Below are 12,928 nucleotides of genomic sequence, written 5' to 3' on the forward strand. Positions count from 1 at the left end.
GTTGACGGCCGCCACCACCGGCACCGGGCAGTCATAAATCGCCTGCAGCATCGGCAGGTATTCGTCGCGCAGCGTGCGCTCCAGATCGAGCTTGCCGCCGCTGCCCGCATCACTCAGGTCCTGGCCCGAGCAAAAGGCATCGCCCGCCCCGGTCAGCACCACGGCCCGCGCTTCACCTGCCGCCATCCGCATCGCATGGGTGATCTCGGACCGCATCCGGCTGTTCAGCGCGTTCTTGCGCGCTTCGCGGTTCAGGGTGACAACCGCCAGCCCGTCCTGCTGAGAATACAGGATTTCCTTATAGTCCATCGAAGTGCCTCGCCTAGCTTGCATTCAGGGGCCAAAGACGGTTCCGCCTGGCCGTTTGCAGGTATGGTGACGGAAAGCCCGGCCGCCGGAAAGCCGGACCCGGCGTCAATCCTCGAGGATTTTCCGCAGCCGCTCCTGCTCCTCGGCGCTCAGCCCCTGCTCGGCGGCTTTGGGGGCGCGGGCGCGTCCCCGCAGATAGAAAACAGCGATCACCAAAGCGGCCAGCAGCATCAGCGGCGCTGCCGCCCACAGCAGCCAATTGGCGCCGCTGGCGGTGGGCCGCAACAGCACATATTCGCCATAGCGATCCACGATAAAGGCCATGGCCTCGCGGTCGCTGTCGCCAGCCAGCAGCCGCTCGCGCAGCAAAAGGCGCAGGTCGCGGGCCAGTTCGGCATTGGATTCGTCAATGCTTTCATTGCGGCAGACAAGGCAGCGCAGGTCCTTGGACAATTCCCGCGCGCGGGCTTCCAGCAGCGGGTCGGCCAGAACCTCATCCGGTTCCACTGCCAAAACCGGCGCAGGCGCAAACACAGAGACGGCCAGCAGCGCCGCCAGGGCCAGGATCAGACGTCGCAATTTCATTCAGCGGGCACTCCTGCAGAGGGCGATTTGCGTGCACCGGCAGCGACACGGAAGCGCCGGTCGCTGAGGCTCAGAAGCCCGCCAAGCGCCATCAGGATCGAGCCGCCCCAGATCCAATTGGCAAGGGGCTTGATGTAGGTGCGCATGGTCCAGCTGCCATCGGCCTGCTGGTCGCCCAGCACCACATAAAGGTCGCGTGCGACACGGTAATCAATGGCGGCCTCGGTGGTGGGCATCCGCGCGACGGGATAGTCGCGTTTCTCCGGGAACAACAGCGCCTCGGGCCGCCCGTTACGGGTCACCTCCACCCGGCCCTTGCTGGAGAAATAGTTCGGTCCCTGCTCGCGGCTGACGTCCTTCAGCACCAGGGTGAAGGCGCCGACGTCGAAGGGTTCACCGATCCGGGCCACACGGATATCCTCCTGCTCCCAGGCCGTCAGGCCCGCGATGGCAAAGATGGTGATGCCCAAACCGCCATGGGCCACTGCCTTGCCCCAATCGGCCCGCGGCAGCCGCAGCATCCGCTGCAGGCGGCCCGTTTTTCCGCTGCGCAGCCAAAGATCAGCCAGCGCTCCGAATACCATCCAGGAGCCCAGGAACAGGCCCACCGGCCCCAGCGCGGACTTGCCGGTCTGCAGCGCCCAGGCCAGCACACCCAGCGATACCGCCAGCACAAAGACATAGCGCAGCTGCCAGGCTGTGCGCCCGATCCGCCCGCGTTTCCACGGCAGCATGGCGCCAACCGGCATGATCAGCCCCAGCACCACCATGAAGGGGGTGAAGGCCGAATTGAAGAAGGGCGGGCCGACGCTCAGCTTGCGGGCAAAGACCATCTCCGCCACGATCGGCCAGACGGTGCCGAAGAAAACCACAAAGCAACTGACCGCCAGCAGGATATTATTGGCCACCAGCGCGCTTTCGCGGCTGACCACGCCAAAGACGCCCTTGGCCTCCATCGCCTGTGCGCGGGCGGCAAACAGCGTCAGCGCACCGCCGGTGAAGAACGCCAGGATAAACAGGATGAACACGCCCCGTTCCGGGTCATTGGCAAAGGCATGCACACTGGTGATAATCCCCGACCGCACGATAAAGGTGCCGATCAGCGAGAAGCCAAAGGCCAGGATCGCCAGCAGGATGGTCCAGCTTTTCAGCGCTTCGCGTTTCTCGACCACAATGGCGGAATGCAGCAGCGCAGCCGCCAGCAGCCAGGGCATGAAGGAGGCGTTTTCAACCGGGTCCCAGAACCAGAACCCGCCCCAGCCCAGCTCGTAATAGGCCCACCAGGAGCCCAGCCCGATACCGATGGTCAGAAAGATCCAGGCCGCCAGCGTCCAGGGCCGCACCCAGCGGCCCCAGGCGGCATCGATGCGGCCCTCGATCAGGGCGGCAACGGCAAAGGAAAATGTCATGCTGAGCCCGACATAGCCTAGGTAAAGGAACGGCGGATGGAAGGCGAGGCCCGGATCCTGCAGCAGCGGGTTCAGATCCTGGCCGTCGAACGGCGGTACAGTCAAACGCAGGAACGGGTTCGACGTGAACAGGATAAAGGCATAAAACGCCACCCCAATCGCCGCCTGCACCGCCAGCACACGGGCCTTCAATGTGGGCGGCAGCCCGCCGCCAAAGACCGAGGCCATCGCGCCGAACAGAGCGACAATCAGCACCCACAGCAGCATCGAGCCCTCGTGGTTGCCCCAGGTTCCGGAGATCTTGTAGAGCAACGGCTTGGCCGAATGGCTGTTCAGCGTCACCAGCTTCAGCGAGAAATCCGAGGTGATGAAGGCCCAGGTCAGCGCCCCGAAGGCAAAGGCGGTGAACAGGAACTGCGCCTGTGCCGCCGGTTCCGCCACGGCCATCCAGCCGGGCCAGCGTTTATGGGCGCCGATCAAGGGGATGACGGCCTGCACGATCGCAATCATGAAGGCGAGGATAAGGGCGAAGTGGCCAAGCTCTGTAATCATGTGTTTTCCTATACGCCTGTCCGCCGGGCGGGCCAATGGCATTCGCCGCGCCATGCCGCCGCAGCGGGTAAATTGTGATCAGCCGCGCCGGGCTTTCCAGGCTTCCAGCGCCGGATTTTCGTCCGCAGCGGTGGCCTGAAGCCGGGCCGCGGCGTCAGTGCCGGTGGAGGCCGCCGCAGGGGAGTCTGCCTGCAGCCTGTCCAGCGCGGCGATGTTTTCGACGGCCTGCGGCACCCGGGCCATGCTGGCGGCCAGCCCATGCTGAAAGTCCTGTGCCTTCACCTGGTGCCGCGCTCCGAAGTAGAAGGAGACGATGACGCCCAGCAGCCACCACAACGGTTCCGGCACCAGGGCCAGCCCCTGCATCCGGGCGGCAAACCACACCGGGTCGCTCAGCGCTGACACCATCAGCGCCAGCGTTCCCAGTACCAGCATCGGACGCGGCAGCCGGTTCAGCCCGTCCATGAACCTGTCGAACCAGCCTTTCGCGGGCTGCTGAAATTCGCCGCCGAACTGGCCAAGCGCTGCAATCCGCACGTCATGTCCGCGGGCGGCACCGGCTTCGGCGTTTTCGCGAAAGATTTCGGCAGTTTCCCGCAGGACATTGCGCTGGCTGCCGAAAACAAACCCCAGAATGTCAGCGATCACCCCCATGCCGCGATCCTTTCCTGAAAGGACTGCCGGTTCAGGCGGTAGCCCGGCGAGAGGAATTCCTCGGCCCGTTTGATCCAGCCGCCTTTGCCGCCTGCGCGGGTGCGGGCGTATTTGCGGCTGGACGGGCGGCGGTCCGCCAGACGAAAGTAATAATTCCGGCGCGCCACCCCGTAAGCATCGCGCAGCGCGGTTGCGCCAATGGCGGCCGCATCGGCGGCGGCGCCTGCTGTCTGCGGCCCGATCGTGCCGTCCACCGCAACGCTGTAGCCCATCTCGCACAGCAAACGCTGCAGGATGCGCACCGCGTTGCTGCCGGCATTCACAAACATGTCAAACACCGTCGCCTGCAGGCATTCCGGCAGGGCGGCGATCCGGGGCGCTTCGAAATAATGGCGGATGAAGATTTCAATTGCCTGCGCCCGGCTCAGTGCCCGCACATCGGCCGGATCAACGGTGCCATCGCCGGTCAGATCCAGCCCCAGCCGCCGCAGGGTGCCGATGGTGACCCCGTATTTGGTGGCCCCTCCGGGATCCTCCGGATCATTCACAAAGCCGCCTTCACGCGCCACGATTTGCGCAGCGATTTCCTGTACAGTCTGCATCGCACCTCACCCTTTTTCTACCGGGTCAATCCAGGGCAATCATCGTGCAAATGCGGAAAGATCTCCTGACAGCAGCGTACGCACCCTGCGCAACACCGCCTCAGGGGCGCTGACGCGCCGCGCACCGCGCGGCGCCCGGCCCAACGCAAAACGCCTCCCCGCGGGGAGGCGCCTTTGGGGCGGGAGCGTTTTGGTTCGGTACCTGTATCAGGTTTCAGGCTCCTGATAGACCCCCTGCGCCTTCAACGCATCCACGACTTCCTTGGGCATATAGGTTTCATCATGTTTTGCCAGAATTTCAGAGGCTTCAAAGACACCGTTCACGTAACGTCCGGTTCCGACCATGCCCTGGTTCTCTTCAAACAGGTCCGGCAGCACACCGGTATAGGCGACCTGCACCGTCGCGCCGCCATCAGTGACAGCAAAGCGCACGGTTTCGCCCTGGCCGCGCAGCAGGCTTCCTTCCTCAACCAGGCCGCCGATGCGGAACACTTCGGAGGGGTCGGGCGGCGCCTCGGCCACCTGGCTGGGCGAGCGGAAATAGTTGATCCCGTCACGCATGGCATAGCCGATCAGGGCAGTTGCAACCACCAGCGCCACTGCGGCAACGGCAATGACCTGGATCCGGCGCTGTTTCTTCAGGTTTTTCATGGTGTCCTCATTTCAGGGCTCCTGATTGCGCGCCCCCCCCCCGGATCAGGGGAACAGCGGCGCCATCATCAGCCCTTCGGTCTCCGTTTCACCTAACATCAGGTTTGCGTTCTGCAAGGCCTGCCCGCTGCTGCCTTTTGTCAGATTATCCAGCGCGGCAAAGACAATCGCGCGGCCCTCGATCCGGTCCTGCGCCACGCCGATATGGCAGAAGTTCGAGCCGCGCACATGGTGGGTGCTGGGCGCTTCACCGAACGGCAGCAGTTCGATAAACGGCTCATCTGCGTAAGCCTTGGCAAAGGTATCGTGGATAACCTTGGCATCGCCCTTCACATAGACGGTCGCCAGAATGCCCCGGTTGGCGGGCAGCAAATGGGGGGTGAACTGCACCTTCACGGGGCGGCCCGCAATTTTGCTGAATTCCTGATCGAATTCGCCGAGATGCCGGTGGGTGCCGCCGATGGCATAGGCATTGTAGCCCTCGCTCAGCTCCGCATGCAGCAGGTTTTCCTTGAGCGACCGGCCCGCGCCCGACACGGCGCATTTCAGGTCCAGAATGATATCATCCAGATCAATGACGCCGCCTTCGATCAGCGGGCGCAGGGCAAACTGGCCGGTGGCCGCGTTGCAGCCGGTGCCGGCCACCAGCCGGGCCGATTTGATCTCGTCCCGGTAGAACTCGGTGAGGCCGTAGACGGCTTCGGCCTGCTGTTCCAGCGCCGCATGCGGGTTGCCGTACCATTTCTCGTATTCCGCCGGATCGCGCAGCCGGAAGTCCGCTGACAGATCGACGATCTTCAGGGTCTTGGGCAGTGCAGCAATGACGTCCTGGCTGGTCTTGTGCGGCAGGGCGCAGAAACACAGGTCGATGTTCGAGAAATCGATTTCGTCGATCTTGCACAGCGCCGGCAGCTCCATATGGCGCAGATGCGGGAACACCTCGGCCATGGTCATGCCGGCCTTGCGGTCGGCCGAGAGCGCCGCGATGCCGATGTTCGGGTGCTGGTCAATCAACCGCACCAGTTCAGCGCCGGTGTAGCCGGAAGCGCCAAGGATAGCCACTTTATGGGTCATGTCAGACCTCGTCTTTCACTATGATATGCCGGTTCCGCAGCCATCTGCGGAGAGGGATAGGGGAAATGCGCCCGCGCAGATTGCCCTGGAACAAGGTTCCGGGGCGATTGCGGTCAGGCCGGCTGAAAGGTGATTTCCCGTCGGAGAAACTGGGTGGCGCGGTCGCTGACGCGGGCCGGATCTCCGGTGGTGAAATAGCCGCCCGTGCCTGCACCGTACATGTCCGGGTGGCGCTGCAGGTAATCAGCCAGGCTGTCGGCCACCAGATTGCCCTGGCTGTACACCTTGACCTCCTGCCCCAGCGCGGCCTGGAAGGTCTCTTCCATCAGCGGATAATGGGTGCAGCCGAGGATCGCCGCCTCGGGGTGGGGCATTTTGCGCTTCAGCGCATCCACATGGCTGCGCACCAGCGCTTCGGACAGGATCATGTCGCCGTCCTCGATCGCATCGACCACGCCGCCGCAGCTTTGCGCCTCGACATCAACGCCGATCGCGCGGAACGCCAGTTCCCGCTGAAAGGCGCGGCTGGCAACAGTGGCAGGCGTGGCAAACAGCGCCACATGCTGAACCGCAACCTCGCGCGGCGGCGAATTGTCGCCCCACTGCCGCTCGGTCAGCGCCTCGATCAGCGGCACGAAGACACCCAGCACCCGTTTGCCCTTGGGCAGCCCGCCTTCCTGCATCCGGCGCAGCGCCGCCGCCGAGGCGGTGTTGCAGGCCAGGATCACCAGATCGCAGCCCTTGCTCCACATGTCTTCGACCGCCGCTTTGGTCAGCTGATAGACATCCTCGGCGTCGCGCACGCCATAAGGCGCGCGGGCATTGTCGCCGTAATACAGAAAATCCACATCCGGCAGGCGCTTCTGCGCCGCGTCAAGGACGGTCAGCCCGCCCAAACCTGAATCAAAGATGCCAACAGCCATAAAGCTCTCTCACACGCGGTGTTTCTCTTCGAACTCAAACCCGTAAACCTGCGGGTCGAGCGGTACTGGTGACAGCTCATACGTCGCTTTGCGCAAGAAATCCATAAGAGCTTTTGTATCGCCCGCCAGCGGGCCGAGCACCTCGCCGCCAATCGGCGCGCCGATCACCACCTTGACCGGCGTATTGATACGTTTGCGAAATTCCTTGATCAGCAGCCCCATGCGCAAGGTGGCATGCAGATGGCTGGCAATCTGGAACAGGCGCGAAGTATGGCCGTCAAAAAACACCGGCACCACCACCGCATCGGACTTAGCAATCATCCGCGCCGTGAAGCCGCGCCAGCCAGGATCCATCGGCTGGCCCAGGGGGTGCGCCGCAGTGGACACGGTGCCGCCGGGAAAGATGCCGATGGCGCCACCCTGCCCCAAGTAGTTTAGTGCTTCCCGCCGGGTTTCCAGGTTGGTGCGCAGCGCCTCCTTGGTATCGGCGAAATCCACTGGCAGGATCACCTTGTTAAGGTCTTCGGCCTTGCGGAACACGTGGTTGGCCAGAATGCGGAAATCGCCGCGGGTCTGGGCCAGGATATGGCCCATCATCAGCCCGTCGAGAATGCCATAGGGGTGGTTTGCGATCAGGATAACCGGCCTGTCCTGCGGGATATTGCTCAGCGCTCCGCCTGCCACATCCAGCGTCAGCCCATAGCGGTCCGCCATGACGGACCAGAAGCTGCGGCCCGCGGCCACCTCCTGCTCATAACCGGCAGCGCGGCGGATCAGGCTGAGGCGCCCGGTGGAGTTCTCCATCAGCCGGATCACCGCGCGGCCGGCGCGGGTGGAGGCGGAATGGGCATAGGAAATATCACGGGCTATATGGCGTTGCGCGTGCATCTGTATGGCTTCTCCGTCTTGCATCACCGGCCAGATACGGCCTGGGGCATATTATGCAACGGTTGCGCAACAGGGGCGTGACGAATTGCAGCAAGGGACGGCCGGGGCGCTGCCCCGGACCCCGGAGTAGTTCTGACCAGAAAGAAGCAGAGCGGAGGAGGAATGGCAAACGCCGCGCGTCAGCGCGGCGCCGGGCCCAACCGGGAGGGGCCATCCTGCGGATGGTCCGGAGCGGGCGGGAGTGCCCCGCCCTGCCCTTGTGATTATTCCGCGGCCTCTTTGATCGGCACGCCGCCCTGGCGCAGCGCGGCCAGCAGCTCCTCGCGGCGTTTTGCGGCCTTCTGCTCATTCGCCATCTTCACCGGGCCGAAACCGCGGATCGAAAGCGGCAGTTCAGCCAATGCCGTCAGCGGCTCCAGGATCCCGGGCGCTGCTTTGGGCAGCCATTCCTTCATGTCAGCCTCATATTGCTTGATCAGCGCGCGCTCCATCTTGCGCTCGGCGGTATAGCCAAAGATGTCAAGCGGCGTGCCGCGCAAGCGTTTCAGCTTGGCCAGCAAACGGAAGCCGCGCTCCATGCCGGCGCCGAACCTGCGCTTTTTCGGGCGGCCGTTGGGATCGGTGCCGCTCAGCATCGGCGGCGCCAGGTGGTAGGAGAGTTTCAGATCGCCCTCAAACTCTGCTTCCGCCTTGGCGCGGCTGTCCAGCAGCAGGCGGGCGACCTCGTATTCGTCCTTGTAGGACAGCAGCTTGTGATAGCCCTTTGCCACCGCCTCTTTCAGAGCGGGATCACTGATGCCCTCCAGCAGCCTGGCATAGCGTTTGGCCAGGCCGTTGCCCTGATAGGCCACCAGCTGATCGGCGCGGAAGGCGATTTTCTCGTCCAGCGTCTTCGGCTTGTCCACCACCGTTGGCTGGATCAGCTTTGCCGCCTCTTCCGGGTGCAGCACTGCCCAGCGGCCGATGTCAAAGGCACGTTTGTTCCGGTCCACCGCGGCGCCGTTCATTTCAATCGCCTGTTCGATAGCCGCGTGGCTGACCGGCACCAGGCCGCGCTGCCAGGCGCCGCCGAACACCATCATGTTGGAAAAGATCGAGTCGCCCATGGTGGCGCGCGCCAGCTCCGAGGCATCGAACAGATCCACCCGGTCGCGCAGCCGCGCCTGCAGCGCCACCTGCAGCCGGTCTGTGGGAATGGCAAACTCGGTGTTGCGGGTGAAATCGCCGGTGATGATCTCGTGGCTGTTCACCACCGCGCCGGTGCGGCCGGTGGAGGTCAGGCCCAGGGTCTTGGCGCCGGCGCTGACCACCAGGTCACCGCCGATCAGCGCATGCGCCTCGCCGGTGGCGACGCGGATCGCCGAAATATCCTCGGGTGTCTGTGCAATCCGGCAGTGGATATGCACTGCACCGCCTTTTTGGGCGAGACCGGCCATTTCCATCAGCCCGGCGCCCAGCCCGTCGATCTGCGCCGCCTGTGCCAGCACCGCACCGATGGTCACCACGCCGGTGCCGCCGACACCGGTGATCACCACGTTGTGGGTGCCGTCAATGGCGGGCAGCTGCGGCTTGGGCAGATGCGGCAGGTCGATATCCGCCGTCGCCTCCTTGCGGATCTTCGCGCCTTCCACCGTCACAAAGGACGGGCAGAACCCGTTCACGCAAGAGAAATCCTTGTTGCAGGAGGACTGGTCGATCGCCCGTTTGCGGCCGAGTTCGGTGTCTTTGGGCACGATGGACACACAGTTCGACTGCACCCCGCAATCGCCGCAGCCCTCGCAGACATCGGTGTTGATGAACACCCGCTGGTCCGGGTCCGGAAACTGGCCCTTCTTGCGGCGGCGGCGTTTCTCGGCGGCGCAGGTCTGGATGTAGATGATAGCTGAGACGCCCTCGACCTGTTCGAACTCGCGCTGGATCTTCATCATCTCGGCGCGTTCGTGCATCCGCATGCCCGCTGGAAACAGCGCGGCGTCCACATCCTCTTTTTCGTCATAGACCACGGCGATGGTCTTGACGCCCATTGCGGTCAGCTCATGCGCGATCTGCTGCGCGGTGAGGCCGCCCTCGGCAGCTTGCCCGCCGGTCATCGCAACCGCATCATTATAAAGGATCTTGTAGGTGATGTTGGTCCCCTCGGCGAGCGCGGCACGGATCGCCTGCACGCCGGAGTGGTTATAGGTGCCGTCGCCAAGGTTCTGGAACACATGCTTGCGGTTTGAGAACGGCGCCTCGCCGACCCAGTTGACGCCCTCGCCGCCCATATGGGTAAAGCCGGTTGTTTCGCGGTCCATCCACTGCACCATGAAGTGGCAGCCGATGCCGGCATAGGCGCGCGAGCCCTCCGGTAGTTTGGTGGAGGAATTGTGCGGGCAGCCCGAGCAGAAGTAGGGCAAACGGGTGGCGATTTCCTCGGCATTGTCGGCGCGGCGGGCTTCGGACAGACCTTCCAGGCCTGCGCGGATAGCCTCGGTCTCGCGGCCTTCCTCGATCAGGATACCGCCCAGTTTTTCGGCAATCATGATCGGGTCAAGCGCATAGCGTGTCGGGAACAGCTCCTCGCGGTGCAGGCTGCCGGCACCGCCTTTGTACCAGCCATAGACCCGGCGGCCCCGGCGGTCGTCAAAGATCGCTTCCTTGATCTGGATCTCGATCAGCTTGCGTTTTTCCTCGACCACGACAATCAGGTCCAGATCTTCGGCCCAGTCGTGAAAGCCCTTCATGTCCATCGGCCAGGTCTGGCCCACCTTATAGGTGGTCAGCCCGAGGCGTTCGGCCATGGTCTCGTCGATGTTCAGCAGTTTCAGCGCGTGCACCAGGTCGAGCCAGTTCTTGCCCGCGGCAACGAACCCGATCTTGGCACCGGGCTTGCCCCACATGCGTTTGTCCATCTTGTTGGCGTGGGAAAACGCCTCGGCCGCAAAGCGCTTGTAGTCGATAATGCGGTCTTCCTGGCGGAAACGGTCGTCGTCCAGGCGGATGTTCAATCCGTCTGCCGGCATGTCGAAGTCCGGGATCACCAGCTGCATCCGCTCCGGGCGGGCATCGACAACCGAGGTCACCTCGATGGTGTCCTTCATGGTCTTGAGACCGGTCCACAGGCCAGAGAACCGGCTGAGCGCGTAGCCGTAAATGCCGTAATCCAGGATTTCCTGCACCCCGGCCGGGCTGACGATGGGCAGGTAGCAGTCCAGCAGCGACCATTCCGACTGGTGCAGCACGGTGGAGCTTTCGCCGGTGTGGTCGTCGCCCATCGCCAGCAGAACGCCGCCGTGCTTGGACGAGCCGGCCATATTGGCGTGGCGGATCGCATCGCCGGAGCGGTCCACGCCCGGCCCCTTGCCGTACCACAGGCCGAACACGCCGTCGTATTTGCCTTCGCCGCGGACCTCGGCCTGCTGCGCGCCCCACAGGGCGGTTACCGCCAGGTCCTCGTTCAGACCGTACTGAAAGGTGATATCCGCCGCCTTCAGATGTTTCTCGGCCTTGCTCATTTGCAGGTCGACTGCCCCCAGGGGCGAGCCGCGGTAGCCGGTGACAAGTCCGGCGGTATTCAGACCTGCCGCCTGGTCGCGGTGCTTTTGCATCAGCATCAGCCGCACCAGCGCCTGGGTGCCGTTCAGCAGCACCGGCGATTTCGTCAGGTCGTATTTGTCATTGAGTGAGATTTTCGGCGTGCTCATCATGGCCTCCTCAACCGGGATTAGCTTGCACTTTATGGCCCTGAGAATAGGTCATAACTACTGACCTGAATAGCCGCTTTTTTTTCGTTTTTGCTCGCTTGCGCCACGAAAACTGATACATAACTAAGATTTCATACGGTCGGCCCCAAACGCACAGAAAGTAACGCATATGGATTGGGATAAGCTCAGAATATTTCACGCGGTGGCCGATGCGGGCAGCCTGACCCATGCCGGTGACAGGCTGAATCTGTCGCAATCGGCGGTCAGCCGCCAGATCCGGGCGCTGGAGGAGGCCTTGAATACGACGCTGTTCCACCGGCATGCGCGCGGACTGATTCTCACCGAACAGGGAGAGCTGCTGTTTGACGCCACCCAATCCATGTCCACACGGCTTGAAGCCGCCTCTGCCCGCATCCGCGACAGCGAGGAGGAAGTGTTCGGCGAACTGCGGGTCACCACCACGGTCGGGTTCGGCACCCTGTGGCTGGCGCCGCGGCTGACCAAACTGTATGAGCAATACCCCAATCTGAAAATCGACCTGATGCTGGAGGAACGTGTTCTGGACCTGCCCATGCGCGAGGCTGATGTGGCCATCCGCATGAAGGAGCCCAGCCAGGCCGATCTGGTGCGCAAGCGGCTGATGACCGTGCGGATGGGGCTATATGCCTCGCCGGCCTATCTGAAAAAGCGCGGCCCCCTGGAAACCTCTGAAGACATCTCCCGGCACCGGCTGATCTGCCAGAACCAGCGCTCTGCCCAAGTGGGCTCCGCTGCCGTGCTGGGCAAAAAGCTGATGGCGCTGAACCCGGGGTCGCTGCTGACCGTCAACAACTATTTCGGCGTGTTGCAGAGCGTTCTGTACAATCTGGGTGTCGGCATTCTGCCGGATTATGTGACCGAGGAATTCCCGCAGCTGGTCGAATTGCTGCCGGAAGAGGATCAGCACAGCGTTCCGGTCTACCTCGCCTATCCCGAAGAACTGCGCCATTCGCAGCGTGTCGGCGCGTTCCGCGACTTCGTGCAATCCGAAATCATGGCGCACCGGAAACATATGAAAGAGCTGGGCAAACTCTGACCCGCGCCAGCACATCAGCGGAACGGATTTGCACTGTATGGCCGGGGTTTGGCCCGTTTTGGATAGTTCGAACCGGAGCAGCCCCCAAGCCATGCAATTTCCGCATAGCAGCTTTGACCCTTGTTTAGCGTCAATCCCCTTGAAGGGGCAGGCCCGGCACCCTAAATGAAGGTCATGGAGGCGGCGGCTTCGCCCCCCCTCCATACCTCCCTGTTGGACTTCGGCCGAGCTTAGTGCTCGGCCTTTTTTTTGGCCTAACGCCATGGCATCACGCCACAATCAGGCAACCGCCGCAAATGCTGCCAGCGGCGCCCCGCCCCCGCAGGATACGCCGCTGGCCCGCAATGCCCGGCACATTCTCTCTACCTGCACTGCAGCATATTTGGCGCCTTTTTTTGCCCGGTTTGCAGCCGCAGCATTCGTAATGCTTGCATTTTAACCATTCTGGTCTGCGCCGGCCGCTTTCGGCGGCGCTTTCAAAAGCCTGAAGCCCGGCGCCGCGGCCCCCATCCCGCGGCGCCGG

General features: G+C 63.3%; 11 protein-coding genes. 1 reads left to right on the top strand and 10 read right to left on the bottom strand.

The window, feature by feature from the left end:
* From VOI29_RS15960 to VOI29_RS16005, 10 genes are all read right to left on the bottom strand, one after another.
* A partial coding sequence (locus VOI29_RS15960; RefSeq protein ID WP_323780727.1) for an enoyl-CoA hydratase/isomerase family protein occupies positions 1 to 309 on the bottom strand: 309 nt, incomplete at its 3' end.
* A 105-nt stretch (positions 310 to 414) separates the two neighbouring features.
* On the bottom strand, positions 415 to 888 hold the full coding sequence (locus VOI29_RS15965; protein WP_416361545.1) for a cytochrome c-type biogenesis protein CcmH: 474 nt from the start codon (positions 886 to 888) through the stop codon (positions 415 to 417).
* A gap of 2 nt (positions 889 to 890) precedes the next feature.
* Positions 891 to 2,855: a heme lyase CcmF/NrfE family subunit gene (locus tag VOI29_RS15970; protein ID WP_323780705.1), complete on the bottom strand. Its 1,965-nt coding sequence runs from the start codon at positions 2,853 to 2,855 to the stop codon at positions 891 to 893.
* Between the two features lie 78 nt (positions 2,856 to 2,933).
* Positions 2,934 to 3,509, bottom strand: coding sequence for a holin family protein (locus tag VOI29_RS15975; RefSeq protein WP_323780708.1), 576 nt, complete (start codon positions 3,507 to 3,509; stop codon positions 2,934 to 2,936).
* A complete protein-coding gene (locus VOI29_RS15980) occupies positions 3,500 to 4,111 on the bottom strand; it encodes a holin-associated N-acetylmuramidase (protein WP_323780711.1) in 612 nt (203 codons plus the stop codon). The genes VOI29_RS15975 and VOI29_RS15980 overlap by 10 nt, the downstream gene beginning before the upstream one ends.
* A 207-nt stretch (positions 4,112 to 4,318) precedes the next feature.
* Entirely contained in the window at positions 4,319 to 4,762 is a 444-nt protein-coding gene (gene ccmE, locus VOI29_RS15985) for a cytochrome c maturation protein CcmE (RefSeq protein ID WP_323780713.1), read from the bottom strand.
* A gap of 45 nt (positions 4,763 to 4,807) precedes the next feature.
* Positions 4,808 to 5,836: an N-acetyl-gamma-glutamyl-phosphate reductase gene (gene argC, locus VOI29_RS15990; protein ID WP_323780716.1), complete on the bottom strand. Its 1,029-nt coding sequence runs from the start codon at positions 5,834 to 5,836 to the stop codon at positions 4,808 to 4,810.
* Between the two features lie 113 nt (positions 5,837 to 5,949).
* Positions 5,950 to 6,759 carry a glutamate racemase gene (gene murI / locus VOI29_RS15995; protein ID WP_323780718.1) on the bottom strand — a complete coding sequence of 270 codons (810 nt, stop codon included), beginning with the start codon at positions 6,757 to 6,759 and terminating at the stop codon, positions 5,950 to 5,952.
* 9 nt (positions 6,760 to 6,768) lie between these two features.
* Positions 6,769 to 7,647: a lysophospholipid acyltransferase family protein gene (locus VOI29_RS16000; RefSeq protein ID WP_323780729.1), complete on the bottom strand. Its 879-nt coding sequence runs from the start codon at positions 7,645 to 7,647 to the stop codon at positions 6,769 to 6,771.
* Between the two features lie 263 nt (positions 7,648 to 7,910).
* A complete protein-coding gene (locus VOI29_RS16005) occupies positions 7,911 to 11,330 on the bottom strand; it encodes an indolepyruvate ferredoxin oxidoreductase family protein (RefSeq protein WP_323780721.1) in 3,420 nt (1,139 codons plus the stop codon).
* Positions 11,331 to 11,499: 169 nt separating this feature from the next.
* Here VOI29_RS16005 and VOI29_RS16010 point away from each other — a divergent pair, with 169 nt between their 5' ends.
* Complete coding sequence (locus tag VOI29_RS16010; protein WP_323780724.1) at positions 11,500 to 12,405, top strand: LysR family transcriptional regulator; 906 nt, start codon at positions 11,500 to 11,502, stop codon at positions 12,403 to 12,405.
* The last annotated feature ends 523 nt before the right edge of the window (positions 12,406 to 12,928 follow it).

This window comes from Leisingera sp., from assembly GCF_034669605.1.
Lineage (GTDB): Bacteria > Pseudomonadota > Alphaproteobacteria > Rhodobacterales > Rhodobacteraceae > Leisingera.

Excerpts from the sequence above, each read along its gene's own strand:
- VOI29_RS16010 (WP_323780724.1), top strand. The coding sequence starts at position 11,500 with ATGGATTGGGATAAGCTCAGAATATTTCACGCGGTGGCCGATGCGGGC.
- VOI29_RS16005 (WP_323780721.1), bottom strand. The coding sequence starts at position 11,330 with ATGAGCACGCCGAAAATCTCACTCAATGACAAATACGACCTGACGAAA.
- murI (WP_323780718.1), bottom strand. The coding sequence starts at position 6,759 with ATGGCTGTTGGCATCTTTGATTCAGGTTTGGGCGGGCTGACCGTCCTT.
- VOI29_RS15980 (WP_323780711.1), bottom strand. The coding sequence starts at position 4,111 with ATGCAGACTGTACAGGAAATCGCTGCGCAAATCGTGGCGCGTGAAGGC.
- VOI29_RS16000 (WP_323780729.1), bottom strand. The coding sequence starts at position 7,647 with ATGCACGCGCAACGCCATATAGCCCGTGATATTTCCTATGCCCATTCC.
- VOI29_RS15970 (WP_323780705.1), bottom strand. The coding sequence starts at position 2,855 with ATGATTACAGAGCTTGGCCACTTCGCCCTTATCCTCGCCTTCATGATT.
- argC (WP_323780716.1), bottom strand. The coding sequence starts at position 5,836 with ATGACCCATAAAGTGGCTATCCTTGGCGCTTCCGGCTACACCGGCGCT.
- VOI29_RS15975 (WP_323780708.1), bottom strand. The coding sequence starts at position 3,509 with ATGGGGGTGATCGCTGACATTCTGGGGTTTGTTTTCGGCAGCCAGCGC.
- ccmE (WP_323780713.1), bottom strand. The coding sequence starts at position 4,762 with ATGAAAAACCTGAAGAAACAGCGCCGGATCCAGGTCATTGCCGTTGCC.